16 protein-coding genes and 1 tRNA gene are annotated in these 18,506 nt (G+C 73.6%); 5 read left to right on the top strand and 12 right to left on the bottom strand.

Annotation, left to right across the window (positions count from 1 at the left end; translation table 11 throughout):
• Positions 1–42 precede the first annotated feature (42 nt).
• Entirely contained in the window at positions 43–681 is a 639-nt protein-coding gene (locus BN344_RS07135; RefSeq protein WP_051515611.1) for a universal stress protein, read from the top strand.
• Positions 682–710: 29 nt separating this feature from the next.
• Here BN344_RS07135 and mnhG read toward each other — a convergent pair whose 3' ends face one another.
• From mnhG to BN344_RS07100, 7 genes are read right to left on the bottom strand one after another with little or no spacing between them, the layout of a single operon-like run.
• Positions 711–1,064 carry a monovalent cation/H(+) antiporter subunit G gene (gene mnhG / locus BN344_RS07130; RefSeq protein ID WP_051515610.1) on the bottom strand — a complete coding sequence of 118 codons (354 nt, stop codon included), beginning with the start codon at positions 1,062–1,064 and terminating at the stop codon, positions 711–713.
• Positions 1,061–1,321: a monovalent cation/H+ antiporter complex subunit F gene (locus tag BN344_RS07125; protein ID WP_040337507.1), complete on the bottom strand. Its 261-nt coding sequence runs from the start codon at positions 1,319–1,321 to the stop codon at positions 1,061–1,063. The genes mnhG and BN344_RS07125 overlap by 4 nt, the downstream gene beginning before the upstream one ends.
• A complete protein-coding gene (locus BN344_RS07120) occupies positions 1,318–1,725 on the bottom strand; it encodes a Na+/H+ antiporter subunit E (RefSeq protein WP_051515609.1) in 408 nt (135 codons plus the stop codon). Before BN344_RS07120 ends, BN344_RS07125 begins: the two co-directional genes overlap by 4 nt.
• Positions 1,722–3,269 (bottom strand): monovalent cation/H+ antiporter subunit D family protein, encoded by a 1,548-nt coding sequence (locus tag BN344_RS07115; RefSeq protein ID WP_040337506.1) that lies wholly within the window; start codon positions 3,267–3,269, stop codon positions 1,722–1,724. The genes BN344_RS07120 and BN344_RS07115 overlap by 4 nt, the downstream gene beginning before the upstream one ends.
• Positions 3,266–3,604 carry a sodium:proton antiporter gene (locus BN344_RS07110; protein WP_040337505.1) on the bottom strand — a complete coding sequence of 113 codons (339 nt, stop codon included), beginning with the start codon at positions 3,602–3,604 and terminating at the stop codon, positions 3,266–3,268. The genes BN344_RS07115 and BN344_RS07110 overlap by 4 nt, the downstream gene beginning before the upstream one ends.
• Positions 3,601–6,378, bottom strand: coding sequence for a hydrogen gas-evolving membrane-bound hydrogenase subunit E (gene mbhE / locus BN344_RS07105; RefSeq protein WP_040337504.1), 2,778 nt, complete (start codon positions 6,376–6,378; stop codon positions 3,601–3,603). Before mbhE ends, BN344_RS07110 begins: the two co-directional genes overlap by 4 nt.
• 49 nt (positions 6,379–6,427) lie before the next feature.
• Complete coding sequence (locus BN344_RS07100; RefSeq protein WP_051515608.1) at positions 6,428–7,651, bottom strand: AI-2E family transporter; 1,224 nt, start codon at positions 7,649–7,651, stop codon at positions 6,428–6,430.
• 163 nt (positions 7,652–7,814) lie between these two features.
• Between BN344_RS07100 and secD the strand changes: the two genes are divergently transcribed.
• Positions 7,815–10,154 (top strand): protein translocase subunit SecD, encoded by a 2,340-nt coding sequence (gene secD, locus BN344_RS07095; protein WP_197022247.1) that lies wholly within the window; start codon positions 7,815–7,817, stop codon positions 10,152–10,154.
• An 8-nt stretch (positions 10,155–10,162) separates the two neighbouring features.
• Here secD and BN344_RS18945 read toward each other — a convergent pair whose 3' ends face one another.
• Both BN344_RS18945 and BN344_RS07085 read right to left on the bottom strand, forming a co-directional pair.
• A complete protein-coding gene (locus tag BN344_RS18945) occupies positions 10,163–10,792 on the bottom strand; it encodes a helix-turn-helix domain-containing protein (protein WP_166518196.1) in 630 nt (209 codons plus the stop codon).
• 158 nt (positions 10,793–10,950) lie between these two features.
• Positions 10,951–12,546: a phospholipase D family protein gene (locus tag BN344_RS07085; protein WP_040337503.1), complete on the bottom strand. Its 1,596-nt coding sequence runs from the start codon at positions 12,544–12,546 to the stop codon at positions 10,951–10,953.
• A gap of 74 nt (positions 12,547–12,620) precedes the next feature.
• Here BN344_RS07085 and BN344_RS07080 point away from each other — a divergent pair, with 74 nt between their 5' ends.
• Together BN344_RS07080 and BN344_RS07075 are read left to right on the top strand one after the other, a co-directional pair.
• Positions 12,621–13,886, top strand: coding sequence for an aspartate kinase (locus tag BN344_RS07080; RefSeq protein WP_040337502.1), 1,266 nt, complete (start codon positions 12,621–12,623; stop codon positions 13,884–13,886).
• Positions 13,883–14,926, top strand: a complete 1,044-nt coding sequence (locus BN344_RS07075; protein WP_197022246.1) for an aspartate-semialdehyde dehydrogenase — start codon at positions 13,883–13,885, stop codon at positions 14,924–14,926. The genes BN344_RS07080 and BN344_RS07075 overlap by 4 nt, the downstream gene beginning before the upstream one ends.
• A 13-nt stretch (positions 14,927–14,939) precedes the next feature.
• Here the strand turns inward: BN344_RS07075 and BN344_RS07070 are convergent, their stop codons facing one another.
• The 3 genes from BN344_RS07070 to BN344_RS07060 form a co-directional block, all read right to left on the bottom strand.
• Entirely contained in the window at positions 14,940–16,733 is a 1,794-nt protein-coding gene (locus tag BN344_RS07070) for a S9 family peptidase (protein WP_040337500.1), read from the bottom strand.
• 83 nt (positions 16,734–16,816) lie between these two features.
• A tRNA-Pro gene (locus tag BN344_RS07065) sits at positions 16,817–16,890 on the bottom strand.
• Between the two features lie 51 nt (positions 16,891–16,941).
• Complete coding sequence (locus BN344_RS07060) at positions 16,942–17,850, bottom strand: metallophosphoesterase (protein WP_040337499.1); 909 nt, start codon at positions 17,848–17,850, stop codon at positions 16,942–16,944.
• A 52-nt stretch (positions 17,851–17,902) separates the two neighbouring features.
• Between BN344_RS07060 and BN344_RS07055 the strand changes: the two genes are divergently transcribed.
• A complete protein-coding gene (locus BN344_RS07055; protein ID WP_040337498.1) occupies positions 17,903–18,355 on the top strand; it encodes a GatB/YqeY domain-containing protein in 453 nt (150 codons plus the stop codon).
• Positions 18,356–18,506: the final 151 nt, after the last annotated feature.

Below are 18,506 nucleotides of genomic sequence, written 5' to 3'. Positions count from 1 at the left end.
CGCCCTCCGGCGCGGACCGGGGCGCGAGGGGGGCGGTCGGGCATGAGCTGGCTGCCCTGGACGCTGCTGGTCCTGGTGTGGGTGGGTTCCGGCGTCGCCGCGGTGATGTTCCTGCTGCACCGGCGCGGGCACCGGGACGGGACCTGGTACCTCCTCGGCGCCGCACTCGGACCGCTGTTCATCCCCATCGCCTACGAGCGGTCCGCGATGAAGAGCGTGGTGCTCGAACGGCAGGGAGAGGCCGCCACCGGCCGCGACGGATCGGCGGACGGGGAGATGCACGTCCTCGTCGGGGTGGACGGGTCGCCCGAGTCCGAGCAGGCGGTGCGCGACGCGGCGAGGTTCGTGGGCGGGGCGCGCGGGCGCGTCGTCCTGGCCAGCGTGGTCGGGGCGGACAGCGCCGAGCGCGAGGACGACGAGGACCGGGACCGCGCCCGTGAGCTGCTGGCCCGCGAGGGGGCGCGGTTGGGGACGGCGACGACCGTGGAGACGCGGATCGTCGCCGGCCTGCCCGCCCGGGCGCTGCTGGAGCTGGCCGAGGCCGAGGGCATCGACCTGATCGTCGTGGGACGCCGGGGCAGGGGGCTGTCGCGAGCCGTCCTCGGCAGCGTCGCCCAGCAGCTGAGCTCGAGCTCGCCCTACCCGGTGCTGCTGGCGGCGCCCGCCGAGCGCGAGGGCTGAGCCCCGCGCTGCGCTCCGGCGGCCGCCGGTCAGTCCTCCGGGGCCCCGTCGTCCGGCGGGCGCCGCACGAGCTCGCTCCCGGACGTGCCCGGGACGAGCGGCGCCCCGGACAGGTAGGCGGCCTCGCCGATCTTGAAGCTGGCGATGGGCACGGTGAAGAGCTGCAGCGCGATGGCGACCAGCAGGGTCACCACGGCGCTGGCCCCAGGGGCGAGCACCACGACCCCGAGCAGGACCGACACCATCCCGAGGCCGGCCGCCTTGGCGACGGCGTTGGCCCGGTTGTAGACGTCGGGGAGCCGCAGCAGGCCGATCGCGGCGACGGCGATGAGCAGCACGCCGATCGCGACGAACACGTCCCCGGCGATCTCCTGCGCGGTCACGACGAGGACCTCGTCGCGACCAGCCGGGCGAAGGCGACCGTGGACAGGAAACCCACCAGTGTGGTGACCAGGACCAGGTCGAGGAGCGCCGGGGCGTCCAGCCGGACGGCCAGCAGGGCGACCGCCGCGATGACCACGGCGAAGCCGAGGTCCACGCCCAGGGCGCGGTCGGCGTCCGTCGGGCCCGTCGCCACGCGCAGCGTCGCGACGGCGAGCGCGAGTGCCAGCACGACCAGGGCCGCGTCGACCAGGATCATGTCGGTCCTCCTTCTGTGGTGCGGTCGTCGGCAGAGGCGGTGCGTTCCCGCGGCGGCCGCGGCGGGCGCCAGGCGGCCAGCATCCGGCGTTCGATCTCCAGCAGGTCCGCACGGAACACGGCGGGATCGCCGGCGTGCATGCCGTGTGCCACGAGCCGGGTGCGGTCCTCGCTCACCCTGATGACCAGGGTGCCGGGGGAGAGGGTGACCAGGCTGATGTAAGAGGCGATCTCGAACCGGGTCCTGACCTGCAGGGGGACCTCGACGAACGCCGGTGCGAGCCCGTCGCCGGGCGTCACGATCTCCTTCGCCACCGTGTAGTTGGCCCGGAGGAACTGCACGAGGTACCAGCCGCTGAACCGGATGATCGCCGTGGCCCGGCGCAGGCCCCACCGTCGGCTCACGAGCCGGTCACCGCCCTCACGTAGGCGGCGGTGTCGACCAAACCGTCGGCCGCGGCGCTGCTCGCCGCGAGCAGCGGTTCGGCCCACACCCCCAGGACGACGGCCAGGCCGGCCAGGACCAGGGCCGGCGCGGTGAGCGCCGGCCCCAGCAGCCGCGTGCCGGAGGTCGCCGCGGTGCTGGTCGCCGCACCACCGGGAGCGGAAGCGGGAGCGGGAGCGCGGGGCAGGCCCTCCCCGGAGGTCGACTCCGCCGCCGCGGGCTGCCAGAACACCGCGTTCCAGACCTTGAGCATCGACATCAGGGTCAGCAGGCTGACCACGATCACGACGGCGGCGGCCAGGTACTGCTCCTGCGCCACGGCGGCGGTGGCCAGGCCCAGCTTGGCCACGAACCCCGAGAGCGGTGGGATGCCGACGAGGGCGAGCGCGGCACCGGCGAAGGCGACCGCGAGTGCCGGCTCGCGGCGCATCAGGCCACCGAGGCCGGCCAGTTCGCCGGTGCCGTACCCCACCTCCACGGCTCCCGCGCACATGAGCAGCGCGGCCTTCACGAGCACGTACTGGACGAGGAAGAAGATCGCCGCGGCCAGTCCCGCGGCGGTGAACAGCGCCAGGCCCACCAGCATGTAGCCGATCTGGCTGACCATGTGGAAGGTCAGCACCGGGCGCATCGACTTCTCGCCGACGGCGCCCAGGACCCCCACGACCATGGTGAGCAGAGTCACGGTCATGATCAGCCACAGGTGCTGCCGGTCGCCGTCGTAGATGACGGCGTAGATCCGGATCAGCGCGTACACGCCGACCTTGGTGAGCAGACCCGAGAAGAGGACCGCCACCGCGGGACCGGTGTAGGAGTACGTGCGGGGCAGCCAGCTGTGCACCGGTACCACGGCCGCCTTGACGGCGAGGGCCAGCAGGATCACCGCACCGGCGAGCGCCGCGGCAGGGGTGGTGCCGCCGACCCCTGCCAGCCCGCCGAGGTCGACCGTGCCGGTCACGCCGTAGATCAGCCCGATGCCGGCCAGCAGCACGGTCGAGGCGAGCAGGTTCACCGTCACGTAGAGCCGGCCCGCGGCCAGCCGTTGCGCGCCGCCGGCGGCGGTGAGCAGCACGTAGCTGGGCAGCAGCATCACCTCGACGAACACGAAGAGGTTGAAGAGGTCCGAGGTCAGGAAAGCACCGTGGACGCCGGCCGACAGGACCAGCGCGAGCGGCAGGAACAGCGGGCTCCGGTCCTCGCCGGTGGCCGCGGCGAAGACCAGGCTGACCACGACCAGCAGTGCGCTGACCCCGAGCATCAGCGCGCTGAAGACGTCGGCCACCAGGGTGATCGCGATCCCCGGCGGCCAGCCGCCCAGACGGAGCACGGGCAGCTCGCCGTCCAGGGTGCCGGTGAGCAGGATCCCGGCGACGACGAGCACGGCGACGCTGACTCCCCAGGCCACGGCCCGGTGGAGCGCCGGACCCGCCCGCCGACCGACGACGAGCACGGCGGCGGCCATCAGCGGGGCGACGACGGGAACGAGCAGCAGGCCCGCGCTCATCGGGGCCCCGTCGCGTCGTCGGGCGCGGCGTCGTCGTCCCCGATCTCCGCGGGCGCTCCGGCGCGGGCGAGCGCGAGCAGGTAGACGGTCACCGCGAACGTGATGACGATCGCGGTGAGGACGAACGCCTGCGGCAGCGGATCGGCCATCTCCGCGGGATCGCCCTGACCGATCAGCGGGACGCCACGGCGGTCGGTTCCGCCCGTGGCGAGCAGCAGGATGTTGACGGCGTGGCCGAGCAGGACGAACCCGAGGACCAGCCGGACGAGACCGCGCTGGAGGACGAGGTAGACGCCGCCGGCGACGAGCACCCCCACGGCGATGGCAGCGGTCACCGTGCTCCCTCCCGGTCGGCCACGCGTACCGCGGCCACCCGTGCGCCCGGCGTCGCCGTGCCCGCCCGTCCGCTGCCGAGCCGGTCGAAGGCAGCCGCCATCAGTCCCAGGACCAGCAGGTAGATGCCCAGCTCGAAGAGCAGCGCGGAGCCGATCCCCACAGCGCCCAGCACCGGGATGTCGAAGGGGGTGAGGAAGGGTTCGCCGAGCAGGACTGCTGCGAGGCCCGTGCCCAGTGCCACGAGCATCCCCGTGCCGACGAGGGTCTCCGGCCGCAGCAGGCGGGGCAGGCCCTGGAAGCCGGAGGCGACCTGGTGCAGGCCCACGCCGACCCCGGCGACCAGCGCGGCGATGAACCCACCACCGGGTTCGTCGTGACCCCGCCACAGCAGGAACGCCGACAGCACGGCCATGCCGGGCAGCAGCACCCGGCTGGACACCTGCAGCACCAGGCCACCGTCGGTCTCCCGGGAGCGGACGGAGGCGGCCGGCGGGGGAGTGGACCCGGGACCACCGCGGAGCAGGACCAGCAGGCCCAGCGCGGCGGCACCCACGACGATCGCTTCGCCGAGGGTGTCCATCCCCCGGAAGTCGGCCAGGATGGTGTTGACCACGTTGGTGCCGCCGGTCTCGGGCTCGGCGGACTCGAGGAAGTACTCGCCGGCGGCGGACAGCTCGCGGCGGCCGGTGAACGCCATCGTCGCCGCGGCGGCCGACAGCCCCGCCGCGACCGCCAGGACCGCCGCCGTCGCGGAGCGCGGCCGGGACACGGGGAGCAGCCGCCGGGGCAGTCGCTGCAGCACCAGGACGGCGACCACCGCCGTCAGGATCTCGACCAGGAGCAGCGTCAGCGCGACGTCCGGCGCACCGGCCAGCAGGAACCACGCCGTGACGACGAGCCCGACGAAGCCGACCAGCGCGAGCGCGGCCAGCGCCGACGTCGTCCGCACCGCGGTGGCCACCGTCAGGACGAGCAGCGCCAGGACCGGCCAGTCCAGCGGCTCCGCCGTCGGCGCGGAGGAGGGCAGTGCGCCCACCGTCGCGGCGCCCACGCCCGCCAGCACGACCAGCAGCACGAGCGGGCGGACCAGGTGCGCGGCGAGGCCCGGAGCCCGGTCGGGCCGGCCGACGGCGTGCCCGGCGGCGATCGTCGCCTCGTGCGTGCGGTCGAAGAGGGCGCCCCCGTCGGGCAGCCGGATCCGCTCCAGGCCTCGGTCCACGGAGGTGCGGCCGAGGAAGAGGGCCGTGCCCACGGCGATCGTGACCGCTGACATGAGCACCTCGGGGCTCAGCCCGTGCCAGAAGGAGAACTCGGGCACCGCCCCGACGTACACGACGTCGGCGGCGGCGCGGGTGACCATGGGGTTGAGCAGGTCGATGCCGGGGCCGAGCGCCAGGCCGGCCAGCGCTGCCGCGCCGGCCGGCGCGAGGAAGGACGGCGCGGGCTCGTAGAGATTCGGCTGGCGCAGCGGGCCGCCGAAGGCGCCGTGGACGATCCGCATGCCGTAGGCGAAGGTCAGGGCCGAGGCGGTGACCGCCAGCGCCCCGGCGACCGGGCCGGCCCAGGGGGTGACGTCGGCCTCCAGGAACCCCTGGAACAGGTACTCCTTGCTGACGAACCCGAGCAGCGGCGGTACGCCGGCCATGGACAGGGCGGCGAGCGCGGTGACCGTGGCCGTCACCGGCATCACGCGGCGCAGCCCGGAGAGCTCGCGGATGTCCCGGCTGCCGGTCTCCTTGTCGATGATCCCGACCAGCATGAACAGCGTCGCCTTGAACAGCGCGTGGGCGAACGTGTGCAGCATCGCCGCGGCCAGGGCGACGGGCGTGCCGACCCCGATCACCGCGATCAGCAGGCCGAGCTGGCTCACCGTCGAGTACGCCAGGATCGCCTTGAGGTCGTACTCGCGCAGGGCCATGAACGCGCCGGCCACCGCGCTGGTGAGGCCCACGACGAGCAGCAGCGCGGACCACGCGGGCGCGTCGGCGAACAGCGGGGTGAAACGCATGAGCAGGTAGATGCCTGCCTTCACCATCGTGGCCGCGTGCAGGTAGGCGCTCACCGGGGTCATGGCGACCATCGCGCCGGGCAGCCAGAAGTGCAGCGGCAGCTGGGCGGACTTGGTGAACGCGGCCGTGGCGATCAGCGCGCCGATCGGCCAGGCCAGGGGCGAGCTGGTGATCCGGTCGCTCTCGGCCAGGATCGTGGCCAGATCCGTCGTCCCCGCCACGACCGACAGCAGCACCACGGCCAGCAGCAGGGCCAGCCCACCGGCGACCGTGATGAGCAGCGACCGCCGGGCCGGCACGATCGCCTTCTGCCCCGCGGTCGCGATGAGGGCGAAGGAGCAGACCGTGGTGACTTCCCAGAAGACGTAGAGCAGCACCACGTCGGCTGCGAGCACCAGCCCGAGCATCGCGCCGGCGAACAGCGTGAGCAGACCGAACACGGTTCCGTTGCCGGAGCTCTCGCCCATGTACCGCGGGCAGTACGCCATGATCAACGCGCCGACGCCCAGCACGATCACGCAGAACAGTCCGGCGAGCCCGTCCAGGCGCAGGCTGAAGGAGACCTGGAGCGACGGCAACCAGGACCAGGACGTCGTCACCGCCCCGCCGTCGAGGACCGCCGGTGCCTGCGTCGCCAGCAGCCCGCCGACCGCCAGGAAACCCGCGGCGAGCAGGTACCCCGTGTTCGCCCCGAGCCGACGGGCGAGCAGGGGAGCGGTCGCAGCCAGGACGAGCATCGCCGACAGCGCGACGATCAGCACCACCGCGGCTCCTCCTCACCTCGTGACGGTGTCGGTCCGGCCGATCCCACCCTCACCCACGCGCAGACGGCGCGCCTCCTGTCGTCTCCGGGGCCGGGCTCGTGCCGGGCTCGCGCTCCGCGTCCGCGGTGTCCGCATCGCCGCCGTCGTCGTCGTCGGCCCCCCAGGCCGGCTCGCCGTTGTCGGGGTCGGAGCCCGGGCCGGCGGCCGGGCGGCGCCCGCGGGCGTAATCGACGATCCGGGCGACGCAGGCCGCCAGCGGCACGGCGAGGAAGGCCCCGAGCACGCCGTAGGTCACCGCGCCGGCGGTGACGCTGAGGATGATCGCGAAGGGGTGCAGGCGCAGGACCGGGCCGAGGATGAGCGGCTCGAGCAGGTTGCCCTCGGCCTGCTGCACCAGCAGCACGACACCCAGCACGAGCAGCGCCGTCCCCAGCCCCTGGTCGGCGAGCGCCACCAGCACGGCGACGAACCCGGAGGCGAAGGCGCCGACGATGGGGAAGAAGCCGCCGAGGAACACCAGCAGGGCCAGCGGCAGGGCCAGGGGGACGTCGAGCAGGACGAGGCCGATCCCGATGCCCACCGCGTCGACCAGCGCCACCAGCATCTGGGCCCGGAAGTACGCGCCCAGCGTCCAGCCCACCTGCCCCGACACGCGACGGACGTGCCGACGCGTGCCGGAGGGCAGCACGCTGGTCACCCCGGCCCAGATCCGCTCGCCGTCGCGCAGGTAGAAGAACAGCGCCACCAGGAAGATCAGCAGCGACGTCCCGACGTCGGTGAGCCGGGAGAGGACGTCGATGCCCTGCCCCACGACGGCACCGGCCTCGCCGTCGAAGGAGTCCAGGGCCTCCCCGGCGGCCGCGGCCAGCCCGCCCTCCCCGATGTCGAAGGGCAGCGACACCGGGGCGTCGGCGAGCGCGTCGTCGAGGTCGGCGAACGCCTGCTCGACGCTGTCGACGAGGTCGGGCACCTGGTCGACGAAGCGTGGCACCACGAACCACAGCGCCAGGGCGATCGCCGCCAGCAGGGCCAGGACCAGCCCCAGCGCGACCAGCGCAGCCGGGAGCCCGCGCCGCTTGAGCCAGCCGGCGATCGGCCACAGCACGGCCGCCGGGAAGAGGGCCACGGCCAGCGGTGTCGCGATGATGCTCACCTGCTGCAGCAGGAGGTAGACCAGCACCACGATGCCGGCGATGCCGAGTGCCGCCCAGGCCCGCCGCCCGGCCCGCAGCAGGACGGCGTCGTTCCCCTGAGCTGCACCGGAGTCGGTCATGCCCGGTCCATGCCCGGTGGAAGAGCCACCGACTCCTGGCCCACGGCCGCACCTCGGCACACCGGACCGGCCGGTCGGGGCGGGTGCTCGGCCAGGTCCCGGCTAGGCTCGCCGTTGCTCCCTGCGCGATCGGTGCCGGCGTCCGACCCTCTGGAGATGCTTCGTGGCTTCCTCATCCCGAAGCACCGGCAGTGCCCAGCCCTCGCCCGGCCGCGGTCCGCTGCTCCGGGCGCTGATCTCCCTCGGCGTCCTGGCGGCCGCCACCGCCGCGGTCCTCACCTCGTCGCCGACGCTCGGGCTGGACCTGCGCGGAGGCACCCAGATCGTCCTCGAGGCCCAGGACTCGCCGTCAGTCGAGGCCAACGCCGAGTCGACCGACCGCGCGCTGGAGGTGCTCCGGCGCCGCGTGGACGCGCTGGGTGTCGCCGAACCCACGATCGTCCGGGCCGGCGAGGACCGCATCGTGGTAGAGCTGCCCGGGCTCCAGGAGCCCCGCGAGGCGGTCGAGGTCATCGGCCGGACCGCCCAGCTCACCTTCCACGAGGTGCTGGGGTTCGCCGAACCGGACTCGCCCGAGTCCGACCCCGAGACCGCCGCACCGGACGAGGAGCTGGTGCTGCCCGACGAGGACGGCGCGCCGCTGCGCCTGTCGCCGCCCGCCCTGACCGGCGAGGGGGTCGACGACGCCGGGGCCGGTTCGGACCTTGCGTCCGGTATCGGCTGGTTCGTGACGGTGGACTTCACCGGCTCCGGCCGGACGGCGTGGGAGCAGCTCACCGGACAGGCGGCCTGCGCGCCGCTGAACGACCCGACCCGCAGGGTCGCGATCGTCCTCGACGGCGAGGTCATCTCCTCGCCGGCGGTCAACCCGGACGTCCCCTGCGGGGTCGGCATCACCGGCGGCGGCACCCGGATCACCGGCCAGTTCACGCAGGACGAGGCGCAGGATCTCGCCGCGCTCGTGCAGGGCGGCGCGCTGCCGCTGCCGGTCGAGGTGATCGAGCAGCGCACCGTCGGCCCCAGCCTGGGTGAAGCGGCGATCGACGCCAGCGTCCAGGCGGTGCTCCTCGGCGTGGCGGCGACCGCACTGTTCATCGTGGCCGTGTACCGGTTCATGGGGCTGCTCGCCGTCGTGGCGTTGCTCTGCTACGCGCTGATCTCCTACGCGGCGCTGGTCACGCTGGGCGCCACGATCACCCTCCCGGGCCTGGCCGGGTTCGTGCTGGCCGTCGGCATGGCCGTCGACGCGAACGTGCTGGTCTACGAACGGTCCCGCGAGGAGCTGGCCCAGAAGGGCCGCACCCTGCGCGGCGCGGTCACGAAGGGTTTCCAGCGGGCGCTGTCGGCCATCGCGGACTCGAACGTGACCACCCTCCTGGCCGCCGGGCTGCTGTTCTTCCTCGCCTCGGGCCCGGTGCGCGGCTTCGGTGTGACGCTCAGCGTGGGTGTGCTGGCCTCGCTGTTCTCCGCCCTGGTCATCACCCGGTCGCTGGCCGAGCTCGCCGCGACGCGCCGCTGGCTGGTCCGCCGCCCGGCGCTGACCGGGCTGCACACGCTCGGCCGGGTCCGCACCTGGCTCACCAGCCGGGATCTCACGCTCTACGCCCGTCCCCGCGTGTGGCTGGCCGCGTCGCTGCTCGTCGTAGTGCTCACCGGCGCCGGGCTCGCGGTCCGCGGGCTCGACCTGGGCGTGGAGTTCACCGGCGGGCGCAGCATCCAGTACTCGACCGGCAGCACGCTGGACGCCGACACCGCCCGGTCCGCCGTCGCCGATGCTGGCTTCCCGGGCGCGGTGGTGCAGGAGGCCGACGACGGCGACATCCGGGTGCGCACCGGACCGATCGACGACGCGCAGCAGGAGTCCATCCGCGACTCCCTGGCCGCGGCGGGCGACGGCGCCGAGGTCGTGAACGACGAGCTGATCGGGCCCACGCTCGGCGACGAGCTGCGCCGCAACGCGCTCATCGCCCTCGGCGTCGCGCTGCTGGCCCAGCTCGGCTACCTGGCGGTGCGGTTCCGCTGGACCTACAGCGCGGGCGCGGTCGCGGCGCTGACGGCGAACGCGACGATCGTCGTGGGCGTGTTCGCCTGGACCGGGAAGATCGCCGACGGGGTGTTCCTCGCCGCCGTCCTCACCGTGATCGGCTACTCGGTCAACGACTCCGTGGTCGTGTTCGACCGGGTCCGCGAGACGTGGACGGGGCCCGGCCGGCGGCCCTTCCCGGCGGTGGCGAGCGAAGCGGTGCTGCAGACGTTGCCGCGCACCGTGAACACCGGCGCCTCGACGCTGCTGGTGCTCACCGCGCTGCTGTTCCTCGGTGGGGAGTCGCTCGGCGACTTCGCGTTCGCCCTGGTCCTGGGCATCGTCGCGGGGACGATCTCGACGATCACCATCGCCGTCCCGCTCACCGTCGCGCTGGACCGGCGCTGGCCGGCCCCGCCGCCGGTCGCGAAGGAGCGGCCGAAGGCGTCGGCGCGACGGTCGGACGGAGCCGTCGTCTAGGCAGTGCGTCAGCCCACGTCGCAGGAGCACGGGCAGTTCTCCGCGTGCACCGGTCGGCGGGACCAGTCGTCGAGGTCGTCGCACGCGGGTGGGCACGTGCAGATGAACGGTTCTGCCGGGCGCAGCTCCCCGGCCGCTCTCCGCCGCGCCCACTCAGCCTGGCGGCGCTGCCGGGCGGCGCGCCGACGAGCCGCCGCCCTCTCCGGCGGTGAGTCACCTGCCAACGGGACGTCGTGGTCGCCGGGGACCCCGTCCCGTTCGCGCCGGGTATCGCGGGAGGACCGGTCCAGCTCGAAGGTGAACCACGGTTGCCGCCGTGCCGGGCGGTGTTCCCAGCGATCGGGAACCTCGTCGGTGTGCAACGTGTCGAGATGGGCCGGCAGGTGGCGTCCCGAGCCGTCGCGCGCGCCGTCCGAGGTCATGGGCGGCAGCTCCCGGCCGGCGTCGTCGACGAGGGCGATCCGCAGACCGGCCACGCCCGCCGCGTCCACCAGCCGGCCGACAGGCAGGTCGCGCACGCCCGCCTCCGCTGCGCCCAGCGTGGACTTGGGGATGCCCGTGCGCTCCGCGAGTTGGCGCTGTGAGAGGTCCGCGGTGCGCCGGATGCGGCGGAGCAATCCGGGCAGGTCGGAGGACACGGTGACCAGCATCCGGTCCGACCCGTGGGCCAGGAGTGTGCCGAGACGATCTGTGGACAGTCGGCCCTTGCCCACAACTGGGGGCAAGGGCCGACTCTCCAGGGGGCCGGGACCAGGGAGCGGCGGCACCGGGAACGGGCGGGTCGTCGACGGACCGGTCAGAAACCTCCGCGCAGGCGCAGGCGCAGCGGACGGCCGTCGGGGTCGACCAGCATCCGGTACACCGGGGTGGCCCACAGCCGGGTCAACCGGCACAGCTTCTCCGGCCGGTGCGGCCGCAGCCGCCCGGGTGGGCGGGGACCTCGACGGCCGCCGTCGTGCCACTCCGCCAGCGCCGCGGCGCGGGACTCCAGCGTCGCGACGAAGCGCTCCGGGTCGAGGGCCAGCTCGTCCTCGCTGCCGTCGGGGGCCAGGTCCAGGTGCTCCCGCGCGAGTTCCAGCCTCAGGTCCCGCGCGAACACGCGGGCGCAGTCGCCGGTGCCGGCCGGATCGATCGGCTCCCGCTGATCCGGGGTCGTGTCGAGGACGGCGGTGGACAGCTCGCTGTCGTGGGTCCACGAACGGCGGTTGAAGTTGTCGCTGCCGATGCTGGCCCACACGTCGTCGACCACGCAGACCTTCGCGTGGACGTAGACCGGCGTGCCCTCGTGGTTCTCGACGTCGAAGACGTGGACCCGGGCCTTGCCGCCGGCCTGCACGCACAGGTCGATCGCCTGCCGGCGGCCGACGTACTGCGGGGTGGCGTTGAACGACCCGCTCTGATCGGGCAGCCGCGGCACGACGACGACCAGGTGCAGGTCGGGGTTGGCCGTCAGCGCGTCCGCGAACAACTGCGCGACCTCCGCGGACCACAGGTACTGGTCCTCCAGGTAGATCAGCCGCCGGGCCCGCTGCACGGCCTTGGTGTACCCGCGGGCGATCGACCGCTCGCCCTCGGCCGCGAAGTCGTACCGGGGCCGGATCTTGGGATAGGTGCGCAGCGTCTGCACCAGGTGCGGGCCGCACTCCGGCGGTGGGGGCAGCTCGGCCGGCAGGGGTGAGGGGTCCAGCCGGGCCCGCCGGAACCGGTCGATCACGTACGCGATCGGATTGCCCTGCACCGGGCTGGTCGGGTCGTCCCACCGTTCCCGGAACACGGTGTCCAGCACGGCGACCGCCGGCCCGCGGATCTCGGCCTGCACGTCGTGCCACGGCGGGGTCGGGCCGTAGGCGTCGGACATGTCCACCGTCTGCGGGTCGCCGTGGTGATCGGCGTCGTCCCGGCGGCTGTGGCACAGGTCGATCCCACCCGCGAAGGCGACGTCCCGGGAGGGGTCGGCCGGGCGGCGGATGACGACGATCTTCTGGTGGTGCGAGCCGACGCGGCGCACCCGCTGGTCGAGCACGACCTTGCCGCCGTCCTCCTCGATCTCCCGGTCCAGCGCCCGGTTCTGCTCCTTGCTGAAGGAGAGGGCGTCGGTGTGCGAGCGCCACACCAGCCCGCGGACGTCCACGCCCCGGTGCGACGCCGCGCTGAACAGCTGGTCGACGGTGGGGCCGTCGGGGCGCAGCCGCTCGTCCGGGTCGCCGCGCCAATCGGTGAACCAGACCCGGTCACCCTCGCCCAGCCGCTCCACCTCCTCGACCAGCCGGTCGAAGTAGGCGACGCCGTGGACCAGGGGCCGGACGAGGTTGCCGGCGGTCCAGGCGGACAGGGGCGTGCCGGTGTTGCCGCGCTCCTCGGCGGTGAGGAGCCATGCTGCCGGGTCGTCCACCGGGTGATCCCATCGTGCGGGAATGGCGGACGCAACCGCCGGGCCCGCGCGATACGTCGGTAGCCTGTGGACCCGTGGCCCTCGTCGTCCAGAAGTACGGCGGTTCCTCCGTCGCCTCGCCCACGCACATGAAGCGCGTCGCGGAGCGGATCGTCGCTGCGAAGAAGAACGGCGACGACGTCGTCGTCGTCGTCTCCGCCATGGGCGACACGACCGACGAGCTGCTCGACCAGGCCAGCCAGATCACCGACGACCCGCCCGGCCGCGAGCTCGACATGCTGCTCACCGCGGGCGAGCGGATCTCGATGGCGCTGCTGGCCATCGCCATCTCCACGCACGGGTACGAGGCGCGGTCGTTCACCGGCTCGCAGGCCGGCGTCATCACCACCGGCAGCCACGGCAAGGCGCGGATCATCGACGTCACGCCCGGCCGGCTGCGGTCGGCCCTGGACGAGGGCTCGATCGTCATCGTCGCCGGGTTCCAGGGCGTCAGCCAGGACACCAAGGACATCACCACGCTGGGCCGCGGCGGGTCCGACACCACCGCCGTCGCCGTCGCCGCCGCGCTGGACGCCGACGTCTGCGAGATCTACACCGACGTCGACGGCGTCTTCAGCGCCGACCCGCGGATCGTCCCGAACGCCAAGCGGCTGGACACCATCACCTACGAGGAGATGCTCGAGCTCGCCGCCTCCGGCGCGAAGGTGCTCATGCTCCGCTGCGTCGAGTACGCCCGCCGCTACGGCATCCCCGTGCACGTCCGCAGCTCCTACTCACACCTTCCCGGCACGATCGTGGCCGGCTCGATGGAGGACCTCCCGGTGGAACAGGCGATCATCACGGGCGTCGCGCACGACCGCTCCGAAGGCAAGATCACCGTCTACGACGTGCCGGACCGGCCGGGCGAGGCGGCGCAGCTGTTCCGCGTGCTCGCCGACGCCGAGATCAACATCGACATGATCGTGCAGAACGTGTCGATCGGGGCCGACAAGCTGGCCGACATCTCCTTCACGCTCCCCAAGAGCGACGGCCCGGTGGCGCTCGCGGCGCTCGAGCGGGTCAAGCACACCGTCGGCTTCAGCCGCGTCGACTTCGACCAGCACATCGGCAAGGTGTCGCTGGTCGGCGCCGGCATGCGCTCGCACCCCGGGGTGTCGGCGCGCTTCTTCGGGGCCCTGGCCGACGCCGGGGTGAACCTCGAGCTGATCAGCACCTCGGAGATCCGCATCTCCGTGGTCTGCCGCGACACCGACGTCGACATCGCCGTCCGCGCGGTGCACGACGCGTTCGACCTCGGCTCCGACGTCGAGGCAGTCGTCTACGGAGGGACCGGACGATGAGCATGCGACCGCTCCACATCGGCATCGTCGGTGCGACCGGCCAGGTCGGCGCCGCCATGCGCTCGATCCTCGCCGAGCGCGACCTGCCGATCGCCTCGATCCGCTTCTTCGCCTCCGCGCGCTCGGCCGGCACCACCCTGCCCTGGGGCGACGGCGAGATCACCGTCGAGGACGCCGCCACCGCGGATCCCAGCGGGCTCGACGTGGCGCTCTTCTCCGCCGGCGCCACGACGTCACGCGCGCAGGCCCCCCGGTATGCCGCGGCCGGCGTCATCGTGATCGACAACAGCTCCGCGTTCCGCCGGGATCCGGAGATCCCGCTGGTCTGCAGCGAGGTCAACCCCGGTGACATCGCGAAGGCGCGCGGCGGGATCATCGCCAACCCGAACTGCACCACCATGGCCGCGATGCCGGTGCTCAAGCCCCTGCACGACGAGGCCGGCCTGGTCCGCATCGTCGCCAGCACCTACCAGGCGGTCTCCGGGTCGGGCATCGCCGGTGTGCAGGAGCTGCACGCGCAGGCGAGGGCCGTCGTCGACAAGGCGGACGAGCTGGCCTACGACGGCTCCGCGGTGGACTTCCCCGAACCGCAGAAGTACGTCGCGCCGATCGCGTTCAACGTGCTGCCGATGGCCGGCTCCGTGGTCGACGACGGCACCTTCGAGACCGACGAGGAACAGAAGCTCCGCAACGAGAGCCGCAAGATCCTCGGCATCCCGGACCTCCGCGTCTCGGGCACCTGCGTGCGGGTGCCGGTCTTCACCGGTCACTCCCTGTCGCTGAACCTCGAATTCCAGCGTGAGATCCGGCCGGAGCGGGCCACCGAACTGCTCGCGGCGGCGCCCGGCGTGGAACTCTCCGACGTCCCGAACCCGCTGCAGGCCGCCGGCCGCGACCCCAGCTACGTGGGCCGCATCCGGCAGGACGAGAGCGTCGACGGCGGCCGTGGGCTGGTGCTGTTCGTGAGCAACGACAACCTGCGCAAGGGCGCGGCCCTCAACACCATCCAGATCGCGGAGCTGATCGCCGCCCAGCCCTGACCGCACGGGGCTCTCAGGGCTTCACGTGCTTCAGCGCGAAGGCCAGGGCGACCTCGACCTGGCGGATCGTCTCCTCGATGACCAGCGAGCCGTGGCCGGCGTCGAACCGGTACACCTCGTGGTCCTTGCCGAGCTCCTCGAGCCGGGTCAGGTAGTTGTCGATCTGCCGGATGGGGCAGCGCGGGTCGTTGGCGCCCGCGACCACCAGCACGGGCGCGGCGACGGCGTCGACGTAGGTGATCGGCGAGGAGCGCACGTAGACGTCGTGCACCTCGTCCGGTGAGCCGCCGAACAGCGCGCGGTCGTAGGCGCGCAGGCCCTCCATCTCGTCCTCGTAGGCGGCGAGGTAGTCGGCCACCGGCACCTCGGCGATACCCGCCGCCCAGCGCTCGGGCTGGGTGCCCAGGCCCAGCAGGGTGAGGAAGCCGCCCCACGAGCCGCCGGACAGGATGGCCCGGGTCGGGTCGACGACCCCCTCGGCCACGAGCGCGTCGTAGACGGCACCGACGTCCTCGAGCTCGGTGAGTCCCGGGCGGCCGGTGAGCGCGTCGCGCCAGACCGAGCCGTAGCCGGTGGAGCCCCGGTAGTTCACGTGCACCACCGCGTAGCCGGCGTCCACGTAGGCGGCCCGGCGGGCGCGGTAGGAGTCGTCGTCGGCCGACTCGGGACCGCCGTGCACCAGGAACGCCGTCGCGTACGGACCCTCGCCGGCCGGCCGCACCAGCAGGGCGTGCACGTCGCCGCCCGGGCCGGGCACCCACCGGTCCTCGACGGGGTAGGCCGTCGGCGGCTCCTCCTCGCTCACCGACAGGACGACGGGGCCGTCCGCCCGCCGGATCACCGGCGGCAGTTCGGCGTTGGACCAGGCCAGCTCCACGGTGCCGTCGGGGCGGGCGGTGGCGCCGCGGACGACGCCCTTCGGGGTGTCCAGCTTCTCCAGCGCGCCGCTGGCGAGGTCGTAGCGGTACAGCTCGGTGCGGGCGGCGTGGTCGTGCCCGACCAGCAGCGCCGTCCCGTCGGGATACCAGCCGGCCGAGACGTCGCCGGGCAGGTCGAGGACGATCTCGGTCTCGGTGTCGGCCACCACGTCCCAGATGAGCAGTTCCTCGCGGCCGCGGCGCTCGTGACCGACGAGCAGCCGGGTGTCGCCGGGGAGCGGGGCGAACTCCGAGGCGTGCAGACCGCGGCCCTCGCCGTCCCACTTCTCCGCGACGACGGCGTCGTCGCTGGTCCGCAGCACCCGCAGCGCCGGATAGCGCGGGTCGCCGTGCTCGGAGTGCGAGATGACCAGCAGGTCGCCGTCGTGGGTGAGGGCGTCGACCGACGCAGGGTCCGAGTGCCGGTAGATCACCCGCGGGGTGCCGCCGAACGGAGCCAGCCACAGCTCGCTGCCGTCGTCGGTCGACCGGCCGATGGCGACCAGGTGGTCGCCGATCTCGAGCCCGGCCGGGTACGCCGGCCCGACCTCGGCGACCGCGACGGTGTCCTCGCCACCGCCGAAGGGCTGGGTCATCCAGACGCCGAACTCGTCGCCGTCGGTGTCGGCGAACCACCAGATGGTCTCGCCGTCGGGGCTGAGCGTGCCGATGAGCGTGCCGTTGGGCCGGTCGGTGACCTGCCGGTGGGTGCCGGTCGAGCGGTCCCACGCGTACTGCTCGATGACGCCGCTGACGTCGGAGGCATACAGGTTCCGGTGCGGGGCGTCGAAGGCCCAGTCCGGCAGCGAGACCCGCGGCGCGCGGAACCGCGCCTGCCAGCGGGCGGTGACCTCGGGGGGAAGGGCGGGGGCGGTCTGCTCGGCGGTCACCGATCCATCCTCCCAGGACCGGGGATCGAGTCAGCCCCCGGGAACGACTCAGGGGCCGCCATCGGCGGCCCCTGAGCTGTGTGTCGGGGTGACAGGATTTGAACCTGCGGCCTCGTCGTCCCGAACGACGCGCGCTACCAAGCTGCGCCACACCCCGAGGTGCGCTCGACGAGTCTAACGCTCCTCCCCGCGGGTCCCGGCGGCGGGCTCAGGCCGGGCGCGGGGTGAGCGTGAGCAGCGTCGCCTCGGGCGGACAGGCGAAGCGGACCGGCGCGTACGGGCTGGTGCCCAGACCTGCCGAGACGTGCAGCCAGGTGCCGTTCGGCCGGCCCGCCGCCGGCGGCGCCCAGCGGTGCAGCCAGCGCACCCGCTCCCGGTCGATGCCGCAGTTGGTGACCAGCGCGCCGTAGAACGGCACCCGCAGCTGCCCGCCGTGCGTGTGCCCGCACAGCAGCAGGTCGTAACCGTCGGCGGCGAACCGGTCGAGCACCCGCGGCTCGGGGGAGTGGGCCAGCCCGATCCGCAGGTCGGCGCCGGGATCCGCCGGCCCGCCGACGACGTCGTACCGGTCGCGCCCGAGGTGCGAGTCGTCGACGCCCGCGAACGTGATCCGCCGTCCGCCGACGACGAGCTCCCCGGCGGCGTTGGTCAGGTCGAGCCAGCCCCGGTCGAGCATCCCGTCACGGAGGTCGCGCCAGGGCAGCTCGGTGCCGTGCACGCGCTTGTGGCCGGGGAAGAAGTACTTGAGCGGGTTCTTCGGCCGCGGCGCGAAGTAGTCGTTGCTGGCCAGCACGAACGCGCCGGGCCGGTCCATCAGGGGGTCCAGCGCCCGCAGCGTCCCGGGGACGGCGTCGAAGCCGGCCAGGTTGTCGCCGGTGTTGATCACCAGGTCCGGCTCGAGGGCGGCGAGCCCCGCGACCCACTCCTGCTTGGACCGCTGCCCGGCGGTCATGTGCAGGTCGGACAGGTGCAGCACGGTGAGCGGGGCCGAGCCCGGGGCGAGCACCGGCGCGTCGAAGCGCCGCAGTGTCCACCACGTGCGCTCGACCAGGCTCGCGTAGGCGAGCGTGCCGGCGCCGGTCGCGGCGACGGCTGCGGGAACGGTGTACCAGCGCACGACAGGGAGCCTACGGGCGCGCGCCCGGAGCGCGTCGTGCCAGGCTGGGGACGTGTCCGACCTGAAGAAGCAGCTGCGCGACGACCTGACCACCGCCATGAAGGCCCGCGACGAACTGCGGACCGCCACGCTGCGCATGGTCCTGACCGCAGTCAGCGCCGAGGAGGTCTCCGGCAAGGAGGCCCGCGAGCTCGACGACGACGAGGTGCAGGCGGTGCTGCGCCGCGAGGCGAAGAAGCGCAAGGAGGCCGCGGAGGCGTTCGGCAACGCCGGCCGGGCCGAGCAGGCCGAGCGCGAGCGGGCCGAGGGCGAGGTGCTCGCCGGTTACCTCCCGGCGCAGCTGGAGGACGCGGACCTCACCGCGATCGTCGCCGATGTCATCACCCGCACCGGCGCCTCGGGGATGAAGGACATGGGCAAGGTCATGGGCGCCGCGAACGGGATCGTGGCCGGCCGGGCCGACGGCTCGCGGGTGGCCGCGGAGGTCCGCCGCCAGCTGGGCTAGTCGTCGGACGTCAGTCGTCGAACGGGAAACCCGGCCCGAACTCCTCCTGGCCCGGTGCCACGGGGGGACCACCCGGACCGCCGCCGCCACCGCCACCACCCGGACCGCCGCCGCCACCCGGACCGCCGCCGCCACCCGGGGCCGGCGACGG

It is taken from the genome of Candidatus Blastococcus massiliensis AP3, from assembly GCF_000582785.1.
In the GTDB taxonomy this organism is placed as follows: Bacteria; Actinomycetota; Actinomycetes; order Mycobacteriales; family Geodermatophilaceae; genus Blastococcus; species Blastococcus massiliensis.
The sequence above is the reverse complement of the archived record's forward strand: the minus strand, read 5'-3'. Positions and strand labels throughout refer to the sequence as shown.